A 21348-nucleotide genomic window follows, 5' to 3' on the forward strand; every position below is an offset into this window, starting at 1 on the left:
GATTTCCAGCAAAATGGTTACAAAAAGGTTGATTTTAAAGAATCTGCGGATGTGTATGTGATTAATACGTGTTCTGTAACTGAAAATGCAGATCGTGAATGCCGCCAAATTGTGAATTCGGCTTTGGCTCAATCTCCCGATGCATTTATTGTAGTTACGGGCTGTTACGCGCAATTAAAACCCGAACAAGTAGCAAAAATGCGAGGTGTAGATTTGGTGTTGGGCGCTTCCGAAAAATTTAATGCGCTGAAATATCTTGATAACATTGATAAAAAAGAGATTGCAGCTATTTATTCTTGTGATATAAATGAAGTAGATTCCTTCAAAGGGGCTTATTCTGTTGGTGATCGGACGCGCTCTTTTTTGAAAGTGCAAGACGGTTGCGATTACAGTTGTTCTTTTTGCACCATTCCTTTGGCGCGCGGCAGCAGTCGTAGCGATAGTATTGAAAATGTATTGAAAAATGCGCAAGAAATTGCAAAACATGGTGTGAAAGAAATCGTTTTAACGGGCGTAAACATTGGCGACTTCGGAAAAAATAATTTTTCAACGACGCAAAAATGTTTTTTTGATTTAGCAAAAGAATTAGATAAAATTGAAGGACTTGAACGCATTCGAATTTCATCTATCGAACCCAATTTATTGAAAGATGAGATTATTGAATTGGTGGCTTCGTCCAAACATTTTGTACCGCATTTTCACATTCCTTTACAATCTGGATCCAACGAAATTTTAAAAAAAATGCGTCGCCGTTATTTGCGCGAATTGTATGTAGAACGTGTTCGAAAAATAAAATCCTTGATGCCGCATTGTTGTATTGGAGTAGACGTTATTGTTGGCTTTCCAGGTGAAACAGACGAGCATTTTATGGAAACGTATAATTTTTTAAACGACTTAGATATTTCCTATTTACACGTTTTTACGTATTCCGAAAGAGACAATACGGATGCGCTCGAAATAAAAGAAACCGTGCCTATTTCTGTTCGGAAACAACGCAATAAAATGCTACGAATTTTGTCGGCTAAAAAGCAACATTATTTTTACGAACAGCAAATTGGAAAACAATTCTCTGTTTTGTTTGAAGCCGAAAATAAAAACGGTTTTATGTATGGATTTACTGAAAATTATGTGAAAATAAAACATCCGTTTGATGCAGTTCTCATCAATACAATAAAAAAAATAACGCTTTCTTCTATTGATTCGGATGGAGCTGTACTGATTGATATTCCTGAAATGATTCCCGTTTCTATTCATTAAAAAAACAAATATGTATCCATCTCTTTACGATCTTTTTGCAGACCTTTTCGGAATTCATTTTGCACCGCTCGAAATGATAAAAAGTTTCGGCTTTTTTGTAGCGCTTGCATTTATTTTGGCAGCTTATTTTTTCGCCGAAGAATTAAAGCGAAAAGAAAAAGAAGGTTTGGTAAAACCAAATATTGTTCGCGTTTTAAAAGGAGAAAAAGTAAAAACTTCTGAATTAATTGTTTCCTTTTTTCTGGGATTTATTGTTGGATATAAATTGCTTTATGTTGCCTTAAATTTTTCAGCATTTACAGAAGATACACAAGGTTATTTACTTTCTTTAAAAGGGAATCTTTTAGGCGCAATTATCGGCGGAATTATTTCTGCTTATTTAAAATATTACGAGAAAGAAAAAGAAAAATTGCCGGAACCTGTTTGGGTAGAAGAAACTGTTCATCCTTTTCAGGAAGTAGGGAACATGACGCTTATCGCAGCTATTTCAGGAATTGCAGGCGCAAAAATATTTAACAGTTTAGAAAATTGGGGTGATTTTTTGCGCGATCCAATCGCTTCACTTATTTCGTTTAGTGGCTTAACCATATACGGCGGATTGATTTTCGGAACTTTTTTTGTGTTGTTGTATGCGCATAAAAAAGGTTTGAAATTATTGCACGTGGTGGATGCTTGCGCACCTTCACTTATATTGTCGTATGGCATTGGTCGCATTGGCTGTCAGGTTGCGGGAGATGGTGATTGGGGAATTGACAATTTAGCACCAAAACCGCATGCACTCAGCTTTTTGCCCGATTGGATGTGGACGTATCATTATCCGCATAACGTAAATGATGTGGGAATTCCGATTCCAGGATGCGTGGGCGATCATTGTATGCAACTCGCAAATCCAGTGTTTCCGACACCTTTTTACGAAACCACGATGGCACTTTTACTTTTCTTTTTTCTTTGGTCAATCCGAAAAAAAATAAAAGTTCCGGGCGTACTTTTTTGTGTGTATTTGATGGTTAATGGAATGGAACGCTTTCTGATTGAATTGATACGCGTAAACACGAAATACATTATTTTCGGACATGGAATTACGCAAGCACAATTAATTTCGCCGCTATTTTTTCTTGTCGGAATAATCGGAATAATTTATTTGTCTAAAAAATATTCAAAAAATAAATTTTCAGAAGCCTAAAAAACACATTCGAAAAATTATTTTTTCGATGTTAATAATTTCTTCTCAATTAGAAATCAAGCGGTAATAATTTATTTTATCAACATCCGTTTAAAATCCTTCAAAATGGAGTAAATTTACTATGTTTGAAAAATTATTTTTTTGATGCCTTCATTTTCGCACTTACACGTACACACTCAATTTTCACTGCTTGACGGAGCCGCAGGGATTTCTGCTTTATACAAAAAAGCAGTAAGCGATAATATGCGCGCTATCGCCATTACGGATCACGGAAATATGTTTGGTGCGTTTAAATTTGTAGCGGAAGCAGGGAAACACAACACACCCGAAAACCCTGATAAAATAAAGGCAATTGTTGGTTGTGAGTTTTACGTTGTGAAGGATCGTCATAAAAAGCAATTTACAAAAGACGATAAAGATGTACGTTACCATCAACTGCTGCTTGCCAAGGATGCCGAGGGTTACCGCAATTTAACAAAGCTCTGTTCGCTCGGTTATATGGAAGGTTTGTACGGGAAATATCCGCGTATTGACAAAGAATTAATTTTGAAATACCACAAAGGTTTAATTGCAACCACTTGCTGCATCGGCGCTTCTGTTCCGAAAACAATTTTGAAAAAAGGCGAACAAGAAGGAGAAGAAGAATTCAAATGGTGGCTTGATATTTTTGGTGAAGATTATTACGTGGAAATTCAGCGACACGATATTCCGGAACAAAATAAAGTAAATGTAACGTTGTTGAATTTGGCAAAAAAACACAACGTTAAAATTATTGCTTCCAACGATTCGCATTATGTGGATCGCGAAGATTTTAATGCGCACGATATTTTACTCTGTATCAATACCGGCGAAAAGCAGAGTACGCCCACCATGAAAGAGTTTTCGGACGATGATACGTTTGCAAAAGACAAGCGTTTTGCGTTTTACAACGATCAATTTTATTTCAAGACAACTGGTGAAATGTCGCAATTATTCAGCGATTTGCCGGAAGCGATTGACAATACCAATGAAATAGTTGATAAAATAAGTCCGCTGAAACTCAAGCAGGACATCCTTTTGCCGCATTTTAAAATTCCGGAAGGTTTTGTATCGCAAGATGAATATTTGAAATACCTCACTTTTGAAGGTGCAAAAAAACGTTACAAAGAATTAACTCCTGAAATTGAGGAACGATTAAATTTTGAGCTTTTCACCGTAAAAACAATGGGCTTTGCGGGTTACTTTTTAATCGTAGCAGATTTCATTAAAGCAGGTCGTGATCTGGGTGTCCTTATTGGTCCAGGAAGAGGTTCTGCTGCTGGATCTGCTGTAGCATATTGTATTGAAATTACCAATATTGATCCGATTAAATACAATTTACTTTTCGAACGTTTTTTAAATCCTGATCGAAAATCAATGCCCGATATTGATACTGATTTTGATGATGAAGGCAGACAAAAAGTAATTGATTATGTAGTTGAAAAATACGGAAAAAATCAAGTAGCCCAAATTGTAACGTACGGTACAATGGCGGCGAAAATGAGCATCAAAGACGTTTCTCGCGTAATGGATTTACCATTACAAGAAGCCAATATTTTAGCAAAATTAGTTCCAGACAGACCAGGAATTGAATTACAAAGAGTGCTCCTCGCTCCTATCGACGGCGAAAAAAGTTTGAAAGAAAAAGAAGGTTTGAATGGAGATGATCTTGAAAATGTAAAAAAATTACGCGCCATTCATAAAGGCACGGATTTGCAAGCGCGCGTGTTGAAAGAAGCATTAATACTGGAAGGTTCGGTACGCGGAACAGGTATTCATGCAGCAGGAATTATCATCGCTCCGAAAGATTTAAGTGAGATTATTCCAGTTGCTACATCTAAAGAAACCAATTTGCTTATCACTCAATACGACGGAAAAGTAATTGAAGATGCCGGCGTTATCAAAATGGATTTTTTAGGTTTGAAAACGCTGACTATTATGCGAGATGCCTTGGTATTGATTAAACAAAATCACGACATCACGATTGATTTAGATACGATTCCTTTAGATGATAAAAAAACGTTGGAGCTCTATCAGCGCGGCGAAACCAACGCTACCTTTCAGTTTGAATCTGCAGGAATGCAAAAACATTTGAAGGATTTAAAACCTGATAAATTCGAAGATTTAATTGCGATGAATGCCTTGTATCGTCCCGGACCCATCGAATACATTCCGAATTTTATTGCGCGTAAAAATGGTAAAGAAGCCGTTTCGTACGATCTTCCAGAAATGGAAGAACACCTCAAAGAAACCTACGGAATTACGGTTTATCAGGAACAAGTGATGTTGCTTTCCCAAAAATTAGGTGGCTTTACAAAAGGCGATGCCGATGTGTTGCGTAAAGCGATGGGAAAAAAAGACAAAGCCACGCTCGATAAAATGCGCAACAAATTTATCGAAGGCTCTTCTAAAAATGGATTAAATTCAAAAATTTGCGAAAAAATTTGGGTGGATTGGGAAGCCTTTGCGCAGTACGCGTTCAATAAATCACATTCCACGTGTTATGCCTTGGTATCGTTTCAAACAGCGTATTTAAAAGCGCATTATGCGGCGGAATACATGGCGGCGGTTCTCACGCACAACTTAAGCAATATTGACAAAATCACGTTTTTCATGGAGGAATCCAAACGCATGGGAATACCAGTGTTAGGACCTGATGTAAACGAAAGCCATTATCGTTTTGCAGTGAACAAAAAAGGAGAAATTCGGTTTGGATTAGGTGCTGTGAAAGGTGTTGGAGAAGGCGCCGTAGAAGCCTTAGTAGAAGAACGCAAAAATGGAGCTTATAAAGATATTTTTGATTTAGTGCGAAGAGTTAATTTGAGATCTGCCAATAAAAAAACGTTCGAAAGTCTTGCCTATGCAGGCGGATTGGATTCCTTTCCGAATATTTATCGTTCGCAATATTTTGTTGTTGAAAAAGACAACACTACTTTTTTAGAAAAAATAATTCGCTACGGAATTGCTTTTCAAGATTCTCAAAATAGCAATCAAAACAGCCTTTTCGGCGATGCGGTAGAAACACAAATTCCAGAACCGATTATTCCGATTTGCGAACCTTGGGGAAATATTCAGTCCTTGAAAGCGGAGAAAGAAGTAATTGGTTTTTATATTTCTGGGCATCCTTTGGATGATTATAAATTAGAAATGAGTTTTTGTACCCATAAAATGGCAGATTTGGCAGATTTGCAAAAACTTAAAAACGGAAAAGAAATTTGCATCGCAGGCATCATCGGAAATGCACAACATAAAACCACAAAAACTGGAAATATGTTCGGCACATTTAGCTTGGAAGATTACGATTCGACGCACGATTTTGCTGTATTTTCAAAAGAATATTTAAACGTTCGTTCGTTTTTAGTAAACGAAGCATTTGTGTTTGTAAAAGGAAAAGTGGAACAACGTTGGAATAATTCCGAGCAATTGGAATTTAAAATCAGTTCCATTCAATTACTCAATGAAATTAAGGATAAAATGCTAAAAAGTATTACCTTTCAATTGTCTTTAAACGATTTATCAGATAATTTTATCCATCAAATGGAAACACTTTTTGATTCTGAAAAGAAAGGAAAATGCAACGTGAGATTTGTGGTGTACGATAAAGCGGAAAATATTTCCATTGAAATGCCTTCTAAAAAAATAAAAATTGACATCACTAATGAACTAATCAAAAAATTAGACGAAATTTCGGAATTGAATTACCGTTTAAATTAATAAAACTGACAATTTGGCTCAACATTTTTTTTGGCAAAGACTTTGATTTAAGAAGACAGATTATCACCTTCAAAAAAATAATTTTTCAAACAATAAATTTACAAACTAAAAAAACATAAAATGGCTTTAGAACTCACAGATGCCAACTTCGAACAGTTGGTGATGAAATCAGACAAACCAGTATTGGTAGACTTTTGGGCAGAATGGTGCGGACCTTGCCGCATGGTTGGTCCCGTAGTGGCTGAATTAGCAAAAGATTACGAAGGAAAAGCAGTAGTCGGAAAAGTAGATGTGGACAGCAATCCCAACATTTCCGCACAATTCGGAATACGTAACATTCCAACAATTTTGTTTTTTAAAAACGGACAAGTTGTGGACAAACAAGTTGGAGCCGTTCCAAAATCAGTGCTTGCGGGTAAAATTGACGCACAATTGAAATAAATTATTTCTACGTCTGACGATTAAAAATAAATTGTCAGACGTTTTTTCTTCATCCAAAAATTGCTAATCAAACGCTTTTGGAAAACAAAATTGATTATCAAAAAGTACAACATTTCTCGCACCTCGAATTAATCGCCAAACAAGTTGTGGAAGGCTTTATGACAGGTTTGCATAAAAGTCCTTTTCACGGATTTTCGGTTGAATTTGCCGAACATCGTTTGTATAATAAAGGCGAATCCACCAAACACATCGACTGGAAATTATTCGGAAAAACTGATAAATTATTTGTAAAACGCTACGAAGAAGAAACCAATTTACGTTGTCAAATCCTGATTGACAATTCTACTTCGATGCTATATCCTTTGCCAGAAAAGGGAAAAAAGGATTTTTTCAACAAGCTAAAATTTTCGGTTTATTGCGCTGCCGCACTCACTTATTTATTGCGCAAACAGCGCGATGCTGTTGGTTTAAGTGTTTTTTCGGAAACGATGGAGCAGCACACCGCAGCAAAATCAAGTCCGGTACATTATAAAATTCTTTTTCAAGAACTCGAAAAATTAATTTTTGAAGAGGCAAAAATACCGCAACGCAAAAACACCTTTGCTGCCAGCGCCATCCATCAAATTGCAGAATCCATTCACAAGCGCTCATTGGTAATTATTTTTAGCGATATGATGGATTCAAAAGATCAGAACGAAAACGTTTTTCAGGCTTTGCAACATTTAAAACACAATAAACACGAAGTTGTTTTATTTCACGTGGTGGATAAATCAACGGAAATTGATTTTGAATTTGAAAACCGCCCGTATAGTTTTATTGATGTTGAAACAGGCGAAAATATTAAAGTGCATCCCAATAAAGTAAAGGAAAATTATGTTAAAACGTTGGCGGCATATAAAAAAGAATTGATGTTACGCTGCGGTCAATACCACATTGATTTTGTAGAAGCCGATATTAGCAAGGGTTTTGAGCAAGTTTTACTTCCCTATCTCCTGAAAAGGACAAGAATGCAATAATTTTTGTAGCACTAAAAAAAGGGCTTCCAAAAAATAATTTTTCAAAGAATAATCCAATTAGTTTACGAATTAATTTTGCAGAGAATTAAAAATAAACTATTTTCGCACTCCTTTTAATTAAAGGTTGGTTCTTTAAAGAATTTTGGTTCGGTAGTTCAGCTGGTTAGAATACGTGCCTGTCACGCACGGGGTCGCGGGTTCGAGTCCCGTCCGGACCGCTTATTAAAAGGAAAAAGCCCTGTAAGTTTATACTTATGGGGCTTTTTATTTTTAAGGGGACAACGAAGTTTTACAATTCCTTTACATACAATATTATTTACTGTTAACAGTTTGCGTTTTTTTATATCTTTATCATATAGATTATTAAACCAACAGTCTAAAAACATGAAAAAAATTCTCACATTAGTGGTAGCTTTATGTATTATTTATACTTCCAAAGCAGATAACAGTAACAACGGCAACAAATTTACACTTGGTGTTTCGGCTGGCGCTGCATTGCCAATGGGAACGGGAAATTACGGAATGTATGCACAAACAGGATTCCATTTTGATGTAACAGCTAGTTATTTATTTTCAGGTAATATTGGCGGGATGGTTTACATTGGCGAGAATATGAATTCCTTTGATAATGCCACTTTTATGTCGGAGAATAGACTTGCAAATTATGATGAAACTTTTACATCAAAAGGTTATAATGTAGGTCAATATTTGGCAGGTCCATTTCTTTCTCTACCTGCAAGCAATAAATTAAAAGTAAATATTCGCGTTTTAGTTGGACTTGTTACAGCCAATATGCCTACTGAAACTATTAATGGTTATTTTGATACTGAAACAGTAAGCGGTAATGGAGGAATCGGCTTTGGTTACCAATTAGGAGCTGGTTTAAAATATAATTTAAGCGATAAAATTGGATTAACTTTTAACGTAGCTTATACTGGCGCAAGCATTTGCTACGCAGGATATTCAGATGCACAAATAGGCACATACCAATCAGGTACATCTTTCAACTACACCAAAACTTATACAACTAAATCAACTATGCCAATAGGATTAGTAACAAGTACTCTTGGTTTAGCATTTAACTTATAAGTAAAAAATATTTTTGTTTTGAAAAGCCTTCCAATAGGGAGGCTTTTCTTTTGCCAAATATTTGCAAAAATATCCTTCGATACGGAATTAGAATATTTAAAAAATTTAAAACTTGAGTTGTTTACTGATGTTTTATCCAATCCAAGAAATACTTTGTCAATTTGCTCCTATTCAGTGTTGTTATAAATATACCCTTCCCGAAAAATATTAATTGTCCCATCACCCATATTAATACAATGAATTTACAAAACATTAATTCTCAATTTGGTGATTTATGAAAAAACGATATATTTGATTCCGTCTAAGCCTGATTCTATTCAAACCTATCTACTCAAAAACGGTTATATAGGTTTCATTTTGTCAGACCAATATACAAGTTGGGCGTAATTAATTCAAAACCAAAATGCAAGAGTTGCTTAATAATATTAATAACTGGTTTAGCGGAAACCCAATATTAAATTTTGTATTCTTAATATTGGCTATTTTAGGAATAATTTTTAGTTTTTATTTCTATTTTAAAAGCAAAAAAACTAAAATACCGATTTATATTGTTAGAACTATAAATCTCATTCGTGAAAGCATTAAAAAAATCGAGACTGTAGAAATTTTATATTCCGGAAAAAAAATTGAGAACCTATCAATAACTAAAATTGCTATCTGGAATGATGGCAGGGATACAATTGAATATACAGATATAGCGCATATAAATCCTTTAAGAATTACAGTGAAGAATAAATTTGATATTCTCGATGCTGAAATTATATTTCAAAAAAATGTTGCAAATGATTTTAAAATAAAAATTGAAGAAGACAAGAAATCAGTTTTAATACAATTTGATTTCTTTGATTTTGAGGAAGGTATAGTTGTTCAAATAGCTTATACTGGAAATTTTAGTAGTGACGTGAAATTAGAAGGGTCTATTAAATCAGTAAAAGAGGTTATTAGAAAAGGGTTACTCACTTTCAGACTTCCATTTCTTAATTTATTATTTCAACCAAATAAAGGCTCTAATTTCAAAAGTCGTACAAATTTGAAAATTATGGGATGGGCATCTATTTTTACTGGAGCTATTTTAATCTTTTTACCTTACTTTTTGGACTTCAATACCATTAATAATATTGACAAAAAAATTGATTCAACTCTATTTATAGCGAAGATTTTTGTTTTAGTTGGAATTTTGTACATGTATATTGGAATAAGATTTTTAAATAGGCGAATACCAAAAGGATTTGACATTTTTGACGAAGAAATTTAACACGCCCAACAAGTGTATTGCCAATGAGTAAAACCTTCAACATATATTGCGATGAAAGTTGTCATATAGAAAACGACCATAAACCGTTTATGTTTTTAGGTTCTATAAGCTCTGTGAAAAGATTGAATCTCAAACAAAACTTTTAGATGCCTGTTTGTATGCAAATTGTATGCAAATAAAAAATGACTACAATCTTAAAGTCGGTAAGTGGTGCATTTGAGTAGTGATTCCGAAGCGATTCGAACGCTTGACCTACTGCTTAGAAGGCAGTTGCTCTATCCAACTGAGCTACGGAACCAAAAAAATATAGCTAATCGTGCAAACAAAAATTTGAAAAAATAATTTTCAAATCAACTCATTTACGAATTAGCTAAAAGTGTTGTCGGGGCGGCAAGATTCGAACTTGCGACCTCCTGGTCCCAAACCAGGCGCGATGACCGGACTACGCTACGCCCCGAACTTATACAATAAAACAAAATTAATCGCCTAAATGCGGGCGCAAATGTAGCACATAAATCTAATAATGCAAAACCTTTATTTTCTGGAAATCGCTTCAGCGCATTTTTCGCCGTCAATGGCAGCGGAAATAATTCCTCCTGCATAGCCTGCGCCTTCTCCGCAAGGGTAAAATCCTTTTATTTGAGGATGTTCGAGTGTTTCTTTATCGCGCGGAATTTTTACAGGCGATGAGGTTCTGGTTTCTACGCCTACAATAACGGCTTCGTTGGTTAAATAGCGCGGCATTTTTTGTCCGAATATTTTTAATCCTTCTTGTAAAGCTGAGCTGATGGAATGAGGTAATAATTCGTGTAAAGAAGCTGATTTTATTCCCGGTTGATACGAGCAAATTGGAAGTGTTGCAGAATTTTTTTTCTGAATGAAATCCATTAAACGTTGTGCTGGAGCCGTTTGTGTTTTTCCACCTGCTTCAAAAGCCATTTTTTCCAATTCTTGTTGATAATACATTCCTGCCAGAGCACCGTGTTCGCTGTACTTTTTTAAATCGGATACGTCAATGCTCACTACTAAGCCTGAATTCGCAAAAGGATTGTTGCGTTTGGAAGGCGACCAACCATTGGTTACTACTTGTTCTGGCGCTGTGGCGCAAGGCGCAATAATTCCACCTGGACACATGCAAAACGAATAAACGCCTTTTCCGCCGGCTTGCGCTACAAGGCTGTAAGGCGCTGCTGGCAAATGCGTACGCGTTTTTTCTACTTCTTCTTCCGAACAATGGTATTGAATAGAATCAATTAGACTTTGCGGATGTTCCACACGAACGCCCATCGCGAAAGGTTTTGCTTCCAAAAAAATATTTTTTCGATGCAAGATTTCAAAAATATCTCTGGCGGAATGTCCGGTTGCTAAAATAATTTTATCTGCCAAAAACTCTTTTCCACAAAGCGTTTGAATGCCTTTGAAAAAATTATTTTTCAAAATGAAATCGGTGATACGTGTATTAAAATGAATTTCGCCACCTGCTTTTAAAATCGTTTCGCGCATGGCTGCGATGATGTTCGGAAGCTTATTGGTGCCGATGTGCGGATGCGCATTGACTAAAATATCTTCGTTGGCGCCGTGTGCTACAAAAATGTCTAAAATCCTAGAAACATCGCCTCTCTTGGTGGAACGCGTATATAATTTTCCGTCAGAATACGTACCAGCGCCGCCTTCTCCAAAACAATAATTGGAATCGGGATGTACGATGTGTTGTTTGTGAATCGCGGCTAAATCGCGGCGGCGATCTTTTACATTTTTTCCGCGTTCAATGATAACGGGTTTTTTACCGAGTTCGATCAAGCGCAAAGCGGCAAAAAGTCCAGCTGGACCGGCTCCAGCAATTAATACGCTTTCTTTTCCCGATACATCGGGATAATCCGTTTTGAAAATTTTTTTTTCGGGAAGCGGTTCTTGAATATAAGCTTCTAATTTAAGTTGGATTTTAATGTTTCGAGAACGCGCGTCGATAGAGCGTTTTAATATTTTATACCCACTTATTTGTTCGAGGTCGAAACCGGTGTCTTCCGAAATTTTTTTTTTCAGAATGCTTTCATCGTCTGCTTCGCGAGGAGAAAGGACAATATTAATTTCTTGAATCATTTTCGAATAAAATCAGCCTTCAAAAGTAAAAGAAAGTAGGAAAACTTTGGATTTGAGTTGCTCAATGGAATTGGAAAAAACAGTATGATCATTAACCAAAACATTGTTAATTCCAGTAGATAATTTCCCTTCAATTCCGAATTTAAAATAAGGTAAATAAAATTCAACGCCAGCGCCAAATTCGTAGCCCCAATCGGGTTTTACCAATTTTACAATTTGTGTCCGAGGATCTTCAGTATTCGTGGCATTTCGCTGTGAAGCCAAATCAATAATGTATTTAAAACCGCCCAGAATATACGCGGAAGCGTTTTGATACCGAGCAGATCGTAATTTTAAATCAATCGGAAAATCCAAAAAAGTAGAAGCTACCTTTTTTACCCATTGAAGAGTATCTTTTTTTCCATCTATTTGATAGGTTAAATCGCGCTGTGAAAAAGACAAATCTGGTAAAAAGCGAATGGTCAAATAACGTTGCAAACGCACATCCGAAATGATGCCGAGATTAAAGCCCAATTCAGGCGATGCAAGCACGGAACGGACAGAATCATTACTGGGCATATTGGCTTCTTGAATAATAAAATTGGTGGAATTAGCAGCCAAACTAAATCCGAAGTGTAATACTTCGTTCTCGTATTTCGGCAAATTTTCGACACCATGCGGATCGCCCTGTGCCATCAGCGTTCCGCTGATGCAACAAATACCAATAAGAAAAATTATTTTTTGGAAATTCAATTTTTTATTCACTAAAATTAGCTTGTGTAACGTAGAAAAACAGATAATATTTTAGCTCCTTATTTTTCTCCAACATAAATAGAAGCAATTCCTTTACTCAATGGGTAACACAAGGTGTTTTTAAAACCTATTTTTTGCATGATTTCTAAAAAAGCATTTCCAGCAGGAAAAGCATTTACCGATTCGGGCAAATAATTGTACGCTGCTTTGTCTTTCGAAAAATATTTTCCCAACAGCGGACAAATTTTCAAAAAATAAAATTCATACAATTGTTTTATTGGAAATGCTGTAGGTTTTGAAAATTCAAGCACCACAAACATTCCGTCCTTTTGTAAAACGCGGTAAATTTCACTCAATCCTTTTTCTAAATTTTCAAAATTACGAACGCCAAAACCTACTGTAATTGCATCAAAATAAGCATCTTCAAAAATTAAATTTTCAGAATCTCCTAATTGTAAATCAATTAAATCTGTTAATTTTTTTTTCGTAATTTTTTCTTTTCCGAATTTCAACATACTTTCGGAAATATCAATTCCGATTATTTTTTCAGGATGTAAACGCGTTGCTTCAATAGCAAAATCAGCTGTACCGGTTGCAATATCTAATATCCGTTTCGGCGATTTTTTTTTCAATAAACGAATCGCTTTTTTTCGCCATAAAATATGAATGCCCAATGATAACAAGTTGTTCAGGAAATCGTAACGCGGCGCAATGGCATTAAACATTTGTGCTACTTGTTCTTTCTTTCCAGATTCACTGTTTTTGTAAGGCGTAACGACTGCGTTCATGGTGTTTGAAAAATTATTTTTCGGAGAACAAAATAATGGCTTCTTTCAATAATTGTTTTTTATCAATCGGCACAACGCCTACGCGCTCACACACCAAACCGCCTGCGAGGTTGGAAAGAGTTGCTACGGTTTCCACATCTTGATCCATCGCTGCGCAAAGTGCCGCAACGCTGATAACAGTATCGCCAGCACCCGAAACATCTGCAATGTTGCGGATATGAGCGGGAATTAGTTTTTTTGTTTTTTTATTATTGACGTAAATTCCTTGCTCCGAAAGGGTAATAAGTGCAGTGTCAATTTTTTGTTTGGCACGAAATTGATCTACGATTTTTTTTAATTCTTTGATATTCGAATGATTGAAATCGTTTTTTAAACCTTCTTTTAATTCTTTCAAATTGGGCTTAAACAAAGAAACTCCTTTGTAATGATGGAAATTTTTTTTCTTCGGATCTACTACTGTAGGAATATTTTTTTGTTTCGCGATGCGTACAATTTCGCTAATCAAATCGGCTGTTATCAAGCCTTTGTCGTAATCTTCAAAAATAATAACATCAATTTTCTCGTGAATGATTAAATAGGAAATCCGGAAAAGTAATTGTTCGGTTTCCACGCTGCTGATGTTTGATTCTATCTCTTCATCAATTCGTAATAATTGGTGATTGTTACCTAAAACTCTTGTTTTTACAGTGGTAATACGATTTCTACTTTTTAAAATTCCTTTCGGACTTAATTTTTGCTTTTTCAATAAATCAAGAAACAATTGTCCTTGTGCATCCACGCCAATTACCGAACATAAAATAGGCGTTGCGCCCAAGGCTTGTACGTTCAAAGCCACGTTGGCTGCGCCTCCCAAGCGATGTTCTTTCTTTTGAATGGTAACGACCGGAACGGGAGCTTCCGGCGAAATACGATTAACTTTTCCCCATAAATAGGAATCAATCATCACATCTCCGATGATGAGTACGTTCAAATCATCAAAGGAATCGAAAAGACTGTTGAGTGCGTGTGTTGTCAATGGAAAAATATTTTTTTAGATGAGTTCTGAAAGAGCTTGTTTCATTCTTTTTAAGGCTTCGATTAATTTTTCTTCGGAAGCAGCATAGGAAAATCGCACATGGTTATCATCGCCGAAAGCGGCACCAGGAACGATGGCTACGTGGGCTTTTTCCAATAAATAAAAACACAAATCGGTGCCGTTGTTTACGATAAATGTTCCATTTTTTTTTCCGAAATAATAACTTACTTCTGGAAAAACATAAAAAGCACCATCGGGTAAATTGGTTTTAAATCCCGGAATTTCGTTCATCTTTTCCAACACAATATCTCTGCGCTTTTTAAAGGCATCGCGCATCGGAAAAGTAATGGAAGGATCCAGTTCAACTGCTTTGTGAACGGCTTTTTGAGCGATGGAACACGTAGCAGAAGTAATTTGTCCTTGCATTTTATCACAGGCTTGCGCAATCCATTTTGGTGCGCCAATATAACCCACTCTCCAGCCCGTCATCGCGAAACCTTTTGAAGCTCCGTTTACAGTAATCACTCGGTCTTTGATGAAATCAAATTGTGCCATACTTTCGTGTTTGCCAACGAAATTAATGTGTTCGTAAATTTCATCCGAAATAATGTACACGTCCGGATGTTGCACAATTACTTCAGCAATCGCTTTCAATTCATCTCTTGTATATACCGTTCCTGTTGGATTACAGGGCGTACTAAAAATCATTAAGCGTGTTTTGGGCGTAATGGCTGCGGCAATTTGTGCAGCATTTACTTTAAAATTAGTAGCAATGGAAGCAGGAATAAGCACCGTTTTTCCTTCGGCTAATTTGATAATCTCTAAATAACTCACCCAATAGGGAACGGGAATTAATACTTCATCACCTGGATTTATAAGGCTTAACACCACATTGGCGATGGATTGTTTGGCGCCGGTAGAAACCACAATTTCATCGGCGGTATACTCCAAATTATTATCGCGTTTAAATTTTTTAGCGATGGCTTCGCGCAACTCTAAATAGCCCGAAACATGCGTGTAATAACTGAAATTATCATCAATCGCTTTTTTGGCTGCATCTTTTATTGGTTGCGGAGTGGTAAAATCAGGTTCGCCTAAACTTAAACTGATAATATCAATGCCTTGCGCAATCAATTCGCGACTTTTCCTTGCCATGGCAATGGTTTGCGATTCAGACAAGCTGTTAATTCTGTCGGAAAGTTTATTCATACACGCTGCGTTTTTTGCTCGGCAAAGCTACTAAAAATGTATAGGAAATGAAAAATTGATTTAAAAGTTTAAAGATGTGCAGATGTACCAATCGACTTCATCATGACATTTACGTCTTCAAAAAAATAATTTTTCAAACTCAAAAAATGTTAAAAGAAAAGCCTTTCAAAAAAATAAGTTTTCGTGAAGATACAAATGATTTTTTCTGTGAAGAGTCGGTTTTTTTTCAAAAAAAATCTGTAAAATAAAAAGGATTTATATTATTATTTCCTCTTATATTTGCAGCCAATTTTTTAACTATGGTTTACATCACACGCAGAGAGCATTTTAATGCCGCCCACAAGGTTTTCAATCCGAATTGGGACGATGAAAAAAACATCGAAATATTCGGAAAATGTGCTAATCCGAATTGGCACGGACATAATTATACACTTTTTGTTACCGTCAAAGGTGATCCGGATAAAGAGACCGGATTTGTAGCGGATTTAAAACAATTGAGCACAATTATAAAAAAATACGTGGTGGATGTGATGGATCATAAAAATGTAAATTTGGATGTGTCTTTTATGAAAAATAAAATGGCAACTACCGAAAATATTTCCATTGCCATTTGGGAACAATTAGAAACTCCCATTAATAAATTAGGCTGTAAGTTGCATTGCGTAAAATTGCACGAAACAGAAAATAATTACGTAGAATATTTCGGGAAATAAATACACTCGAAAAAATATTTTTTCAAACACTCTTTTTAGAAGATAAATAGATGAGCGGATATAAGAAATTGGATGAATACGATGTTCCAAAAACCTTAAAATTGGCGGACAATTATAAATCAGTTATTGAAACAATCGGTGAAGATGCTTCGCGCGAAGGTTTGCTAAAAACGCCTGAAAGAGCTGCAAAAGCAATCCAATTTTTGACAAGCGGACATTGTTTAAATCCGGCTGACATATTAAAGTCTGCTATGTTTACTGATAAATACCAGCAAATGGTAATTGTGAAAGACATTGAAGTGTATTCTTTGTGCGAACATCATATTTTACCTTTCTTCGGAAAGGCGCACGTAGCTTATATTCCCAACGGACACATTGTAGGATTGAGTAAAATTCCGCGTGTGGTGGATGCTTTCGCCAGACGATTACAAGTGCAAGAACGTTTGACAACCGAAATCAGAGATTGCATTCAGGAAACATTAAAACCGCTCGGAGTAGCTGTGGTTATTGAGTGTTCGCATTTGTGTATGCAAATGCGCGGCATCCAAAAACAAAATTCCGTTACTACCACTTCTGCATTTACGGGTGAATTTTTAAAAGATCCTACTCGAAAAGAATTTATCAGCTTAATTGGTTCTAAATTGCATTAAAAATTGTACTTTTGTATCGTAAAAACAATTCGAAAAAATATTTTTTCAAACCCTTAAAAAAATAAAATAATGGATACGAATTCAGGATTTAATTTCAACATTTCCGAGCCAGCTCCGATAGAATCAGGAGCTATGTCGAAAACATTTTTGGCAAGTGTATTTTCTTGGATGTTTTTTGCACTCGTTACAACAGGCGTGGTGGCTTATCTTTTCGGACACAGCGCATCGCTATTGCAAATGCTAATAACTAATACAGGAATGACACCGCTCGGGTACATTGTTATGTTTGCACCCATTGGTTTTGTTTTGTTGATGTCGTTTGGCATTAATAAACTTTCTTATCCAGTTTTACTGCTTTTATTCATCGCATTTTCCATATTAATGGGCATGAGTTTAAGTTTTATTTTCTTAGCTTATACTGGAGCGTCCATTGCTTCTATCTTTTTTGTTTCGGCTGGAATGTTTGGTTTGATGGGCATTGTAGGATATACTACCAGCACGGATTTAACAAAATTTGGCTCATTAATGTTTATGGGATTAATCGGAATTATTATCGCAAGTGTGGTAAATATATTTATGAAAAGTTCTGGAATGGATTATCTCATCAGCTTTTTAGCCGTTTTAATTTTTACCGGATTAACTGCTTATGATGTTCAGAAATTGAAAAAAATCGGTTCAACTGTCGAAAACGGAACCGATTCAGCCGCTAAATTAGCCATCTTCGGAGCATTAAGTTTGTATTTGGATTTTATCAACTTGTTTTTGGCATTGTTGAGAATATTCGGAGGTAGAAAATAATTTTTTCAAAAATAATTTGTGAATAAAAAAGGAAATGTTCAATCGTTTCCTTTTTTATTTTTACGGATATTTACAATTATTAAATTCAAAAAAATATTTTTATGAAGGCATTTATTTTTCCCGGACAAGGTTCTCAATTTTCAGGCATGGGAAAAGAACTTTACGAAAGTTCCGAATTGGCAAAAAAATTATTCGAATCTGCTAATCAAATTCTTGGATTTCGTATTACGGATACCATGTTCAGCGGAAGCGAAGAAGAGTTAAAACAAACCAAAGTAACACAGCCTGCCATCTTTTTGCATTCTGTTATTCTCGCTAAAACTTTGGGCGAAAATTTTAAACCAGAATTGGTCGCCGGACATTCTTTAGGCGAATTTTCTGCGCTTGTTGCGAACAAAACTTTGGATTTTGAATCCGCTTTAATTTTGGTTTCGAAACGCGCCTTGGCGATGCAAAAAGCTTGCGAAAAAACACCTTCTACTATGGCGGCAATTTTAGGATTGGATGATTCCATTGCTGAAAAAATTTGTGCCGAAATTACAGATGAAGTTGTCGTTCCTGCAAATTATAATTGTCCGGGACAGCTTGTTATTTCAGGCTCTTTGAAAGGAATTAACGAAGCTTGCGAAAAATTAAAAGCGGCAGGAGCAAAGCGTACATTGGTTTTACCTGTTGGTGGTGCATTTCATTCACCATTAATGGAACCTGCACGTATAGAGTTGGAAGCAGCTATTCACGCCACTTTGTTTCATACTCCGATTTGTCCGATTTATCAAAACGTTACGGCAAAGGCGGAAACAAATCCGGATACAATTAAACTCAATTTAATTGCGCAACTTACCGCTCCGGTGCGTTGGACGCAAACAATGGAACAAATGATAAAAGACGGAGCATCTTCTTTTACAGAAGTCGGTCCTGGCAAAGTATTGCAAGGTTTGGTAAAAAAAGTAAATCGTGAAATGGAAGTTTTTAGCGCATAAAAAATGACGACGAAAAAATATTTTTTTGGATACTTTTTTTTAACGATTTTCTTCGGACTGATTTTCAGTGTTTCTTCCAATGCACAAATTTTAAACAGTATTGGCATTACAGGAGGAATCACGTACTCCACTCAAAAGTGGAGTGTCGAAGAACCTGCTACTATTGAGAAATACCGACTTCGTTACAACGGAAGTATTTTCGCGGAATTTTTTAACGACGATATTTTTCGTTGGGAAACAGAATTCGAATACAATCAAAAAGGTGTGGAAGAGCAGATTACAGATACCTTGCATCGCGTACATACTTATGAAAATGGCATCAATTATCTTTCCTTTAATAATTATCTAAAAATTCGTTACGAGTTATTTCGCATCATTCCTTATGTTTTGATTGGTCCGCGAATGGAATATGCTTTATCAAAACAAGCGCAAGTTTTTCCGAATGTCATCGGCGGTTTTAGTGCACTTCACGTAAGTTGGGCTGTAGGTGCCGGCATCGAATTTGTGAGTTATGGACAATTGAAATTTTTTACGGAAGCCTTTTACAATCCCGATTTGACGCGCGCTTACAATTCAAATTTTTACATTAAAAATAAGGCTTTCGAATTAAAAATCGGATTAAAATACCTGCTTATCCACAAAAAAAATTCTTGCCCTGCCGTACATTCCATCACTTAAAAGCGCTTCAAAAAAATAATTTTTTGAACTGTTTTTGACATTGATTTTATTACTAAAATCAACTAAAAAGAAAGCTTTTCAACAATTTATTTTAGATAGAAAAATAATTTTCTGTTCTGCTATTCGTAATTTTTTGGTAAAATTGCAATCTCGTTTTACGATTACTACACAATTTGTTGGCAGATAAGACATATCCGTTGGAAAAAGAAACAACTTTTACAAGCAAAATAGTTGATTACGCTCATTTTATGAAATTGCGTTTGGCTTCCTTGGTTGTTTTTTCAGCAGCTTTAGGATTTGTAATTGGGTGCCACGCCGCAGACATTCCGCTTAATTGGACAAATTTAGGTTTACTTATTCTTGGTGGATTTTTAGTAACAGGTTCTTCCAATGGTTTCAATCAAATTATCGAACGCGATTTAGATAAATTAATGGCACGCACGTCTAATCGCCCGCTGCCGCAAAACCGCATGAGTGTTACCGAAGCTGTTTGCATCGCCTCCATAATGGGAATTGCTGGGATTATTATTTTATGGGTTTATATGAATCCGATGAGCGGCATTTTGGGCGCATTGGCATTGATTTTATACACGGTAGTATATACGCCGATGAAACGCAAAACACCTTTTGCCGTTTTTGTTGGCGCCTTTCCGGGAGCTATTCCTCCAATGCTTGGTTACGTTGCAACAACAACAGGTTTCGGAGAAATAGGATTTTACGCATGGATACTTTTTTTCGTGCAATTTATGTGGCAATTCCCCCATTTTTGGGCAATTGCCTGGGTATTGGACGACGATTATAAAAAGGCAGGCTTTTTAATGTTGCCTTCTGGCGGAAGAGATAAAAGCAGCGCGTTTCAGGTATTGGTTTATACCTTATTTTTGTTGCCGATAAGTTTAACGCCTGTATTTTTTCGTCTCTCAGGAACTATTTCGGGAATTGTTATTTTAATTTGCGGAATTTTATTTTTGTGGCAAGCGTATAATTTATACAAAGAATGCAGTGTAAAAGCAGCGAAACAATTAATGTTCGGATCGTTTGCCTATTTACCCTTAGTACAATTAGCAATTATGTTTGGAAAATAATTTTTTGAAATGGAAGCTACACTACCTTTGGAAACAGAAGAAAAAGCATTAAAAGAAAAAGCAATGAAAGCCCTTATGTGGCTGGGTATTGTGAGTATTATCATGCTTTTTGCCGGACTCACCAGCGGTTACGTTATCCGCCAAATGAGTGGCAGTTGGTTGCATTTTGAATTACCAAGTTTATTTTGGCTAAGTACTGCTATTATTTTAACCAGCAGCGCCACCATGAATTGGGCAGTAATGGCCGCAAAACAAAATCAATTACAAAAATTAAAAATTGCCATTGGAATTACTTTTTTACTCGGTATCGCATTTACGTTTTCACAATTTGCAGCGTGGCATATTTTAATCGCCAACAATATATTTTTTACAGGCGTAAAAAGCAACGCCGCTGGTTCTTTTTTATATGTATTAACCGGATTGCATTTATTGCATTTAATTGGCGGACTTATCTGCCTAATTGTGGTGCTAACTAAATCTTTATTGAATAGATACAGTGCTGAAAATATGCTGGGTTTAAAGTTGTGTGCCATCTATTGGCATTTTTTAGATGCACTTTGGGTATATTTATTTCTGTTTTTGTATTTTATTCGTTAAACTTGCAAAAAATTTTACCAAAAATTAATT

General features: G+C 35.9%; 19 protein-coding genes and 3 tRNA genes. 15 read left to right on the forward strand and 7 right to left on the reverse strand.

The window, feature by feature from the left end; translation table 11 throughout:
* The 8 genes from mtaB to ABIZ51_03215 all read left to right on the forward strand — a co-directional run.
* Positions 1–1257: tRNA (N(6)-L-threonylcarbamoyladenosine(37)-C(2))-methylthiotransferase MtaB (mtaB, locus tag ABIZ51_03180; GenBank protein ID MEO7087781.1), on the forward strand; the 1257-nt coding region annotated here is incomplete at its 5' end.
* Positions 1258–1267: 10 nt separating this feature from the next.
* On the forward strand, positions 1268–2440 hold the full coding sequence (locus ABIZ51_03185) for a prolipoprotein diacylglyceryl transferase family protein (GenBank protein MEO7087782.1): 1173 nt from the start codon (positions 1268–1270) through the stop codon (positions 2438–2440).
* 144 nt (positions 2441–2584) lie between these two features.
* A complete protein-coding gene (dnaE, locus tag ABIZ51_03190; GenBank protein MEO7087783.1) occupies positions 2585–6172 on the forward strand; it encodes a DNA polymerase III subunit alpha in 3588 nt (1195 codons plus the stop codon).
* 120 nt (positions 6173–6292) lie between these two features.
* Positions 6293–6613 carry a thioredoxin gene (trxA, locus tag ABIZ51_03195; GenBank protein MEO7087784.1) on the forward strand — a complete coding sequence of 107 codons (321 nt, stop codon included), beginning with the start codon at positions 6293–6295 and terminating at the stop codon, positions 6611–6613.
* A 77-nt stretch (positions 6614–6690) separates the two neighbouring features.
* On the forward strand, positions 6691–7629 hold the full coding sequence (locus tag ABIZ51_03200; protein MEO7087785.1) for a DUF58 domain-containing protein: 939 nt from the start codon (positions 6691–6693) through the stop codon (positions 7627–7629).
* Positions 7630–7773: 144 nt separating this feature from the next.
* Positions 7774–7847 (forward strand) — tRNA-Asp (locus ABIZ51_03205).
* Between the two features lie 166 nt (positions 7848–8013).
* Complete coding sequence (locus tag ABIZ51_03210; GenBank protein ID MEO7087786.1) at positions 8014–8718, forward strand: hypothetical protein; 705 nt, start codon at positions 8014–8016, stop codon at positions 8716–8718.
* A 403-nt stretch (positions 8719–9121) separates the two neighbouring features.
* Positions 9122–9973 (forward strand): hypothetical protein, encoded by an 852-nt coding sequence (locus ABIZ51_03215; GenBank protein ID MEO7087787.1) that lies wholly within the window; start codon positions 9122–9124, stop codon positions 9971–9973.
* A gap of 224 nt (positions 9974–10197) precedes the next feature.
* Here the strand turns inward: ABIZ51_03215 and ABIZ51_03220 are convergent.
* From ABIZ51_03220 to ABIZ51_03250, 7 genes are all read right to left on the reverse strand, one after another.
* Positions 10198–10271 (reverse strand) — tRNA-Arg (locus tag ABIZ51_03220).
* Between the two features lie 84 nt (positions 10272–10355).
* Positions 10356–10430: transfer RNA gene (locus ABIZ51_03225), tRNA-Pro, on the reverse strand.
* Between the two features lie 77 nt (positions 10431–10507).
* On the reverse strand, positions 10508–12073 hold the full coding sequence (locus ABIZ51_03230; GenBank protein ID MEO7087788.1) for an FAD-dependent protein: 1566 nt from the start codon (positions 12071–12073) through the stop codon (positions 10508–10510).
* A 12-nt stretch (positions 12074–12085) separates the two neighbouring features.
* A complete protein-coding gene (locus ABIZ51_03235; GenBank protein ID MEO7087789.1) occupies positions 12086–12805 on the reverse strand; it encodes a porin family protein in 720 nt (239 codons plus the stop codon).
* 59 nt (positions 12806–12864) lie between these two features.
* Entirely contained in the window at positions 12865–13593 is a 729-nt protein-coding gene (ubiE, locus tag ABIZ51_03240) for a bifunctional demethylmenaquinone methyltransferase/2-methoxy-6-polyprenyl-1,4-benzoquinol methylase UbiE (GenBank protein MEO7087790.1), read from the reverse strand.
* A 13-nt stretch (positions 13594–13606) separates the two neighbouring features.
* A complete protein-coding gene (locus ABIZ51_03245) occupies positions 13607–14608 on the reverse strand; it encodes a bifunctional ADP-heptose synthase (GenBank protein MEO7087791.1) in 1002 nt (333 codons plus the stop codon).
* A gap of 15 nt (positions 14609–14623) precedes the next feature.
* Complete coding sequence (locus tag ABIZ51_03250) at positions 14624–15817, reverse strand: pyridoxal phosphate-dependent aminotransferase (protein ID MEO7087792.1); 1194 nt, start codon at positions 15815–15817, stop codon at positions 14624–14626.
* Between the two features lie 299 nt (positions 15818–16116).
* On the opposite strand from ABIZ51_03250, the gene ABIZ51_03255 reads away from it, so the two are divergent.
* The 7 genes from ABIZ51_03255 (at position 16117) to ABIZ51_03285 (ending at position 21318) form a co-directional block, all read left to right on the forward strand.
* The gene (locus ABIZ51_03255) at positions 16117–16530 is read left to right on the forward strand and encodes a 6-carboxytetrahydropterin synthase (GenBank protein ID MEO7087793.1); all 414 of its coding nucleotides are present in this window, start codon (positions 16117–16119) and stop codon (positions 16528–16530) included.
* 50 nt (positions 16531–16580) lie between these two features.
* A complete protein-coding gene (gene folE / locus ABIZ51_03260) occupies positions 16581–17180 on the forward strand; it encodes a GTP cyclohydrolase I FolE (protein MEO7087794.1) in 600 nt (199 codons plus the stop codon).
* 69 nt (positions 17181–17249) lie between these two features.
* Positions 17250–17978 carry a Bax inhibitor-1/YccA family protein gene (locus ABIZ51_03265; GenBank protein MEO7087795.1) on the forward strand — a complete coding sequence of 243 codons (729 nt, stop codon included), beginning with the start codon at positions 17250–17252 and terminating at the stop codon, positions 17976–17978.
* 101 nt (positions 17979–18079) lie between these two features.
* Positions 18080–18958 carry an ACP S-malonyltransferase gene (gene fabD / locus ABIZ51_03270; GenBank protein MEO7087796.1) on the forward strand — a complete coding sequence of 293 codons (879 nt, stop codon included), beginning with the start codon at positions 18080–18082 and terminating at the stop codon, positions 18956–18958.
* 3 nt (positions 18959–18961) lie between these two features.
* The gene (locus ABIZ51_03275; GenBank protein ID MEO7087797.1) at positions 18962–19636 is read left to right on the forward strand and encodes an outer membrane beta-barrel protein; all 675 of its coding nucleotides are present in this window, start codon (positions 18962–18964) and stop codon (positions 19634–19636) included.
* A 176-nt stretch (positions 19637–19812) separates the two neighbouring features.
* A complete protein-coding gene (gene cyoE, locus ABIZ51_03280) occupies positions 19813–20721 on the forward strand; it encodes a heme o synthase (GenBank protein MEO7087798.1) in 909 nt (302 codons plus the stop codon).
* Between the two features lie 9 nt (positions 20722–20730).
* Positions 20731–21318 (forward strand): cytochrome c oxidase subunit 3, encoded by a 588-nt coding sequence (locus ABIZ51_03285; protein ID MEO7087799.1) that lies wholly within the window; start codon positions 20731–20733, stop codon positions 21316–21318.
* The last annotated feature ends 30 nt before the right edge of the window (positions 21319–21348 follow it).

It is taken from the genome of Bacteroidia bacterium, from assembly GCA_039924845.1.
Taxonomy (GTDB): Bacteria; Bacteroidota; Bacteroidia; order DATLTG01; family DATLTG01; genus DATLTG01.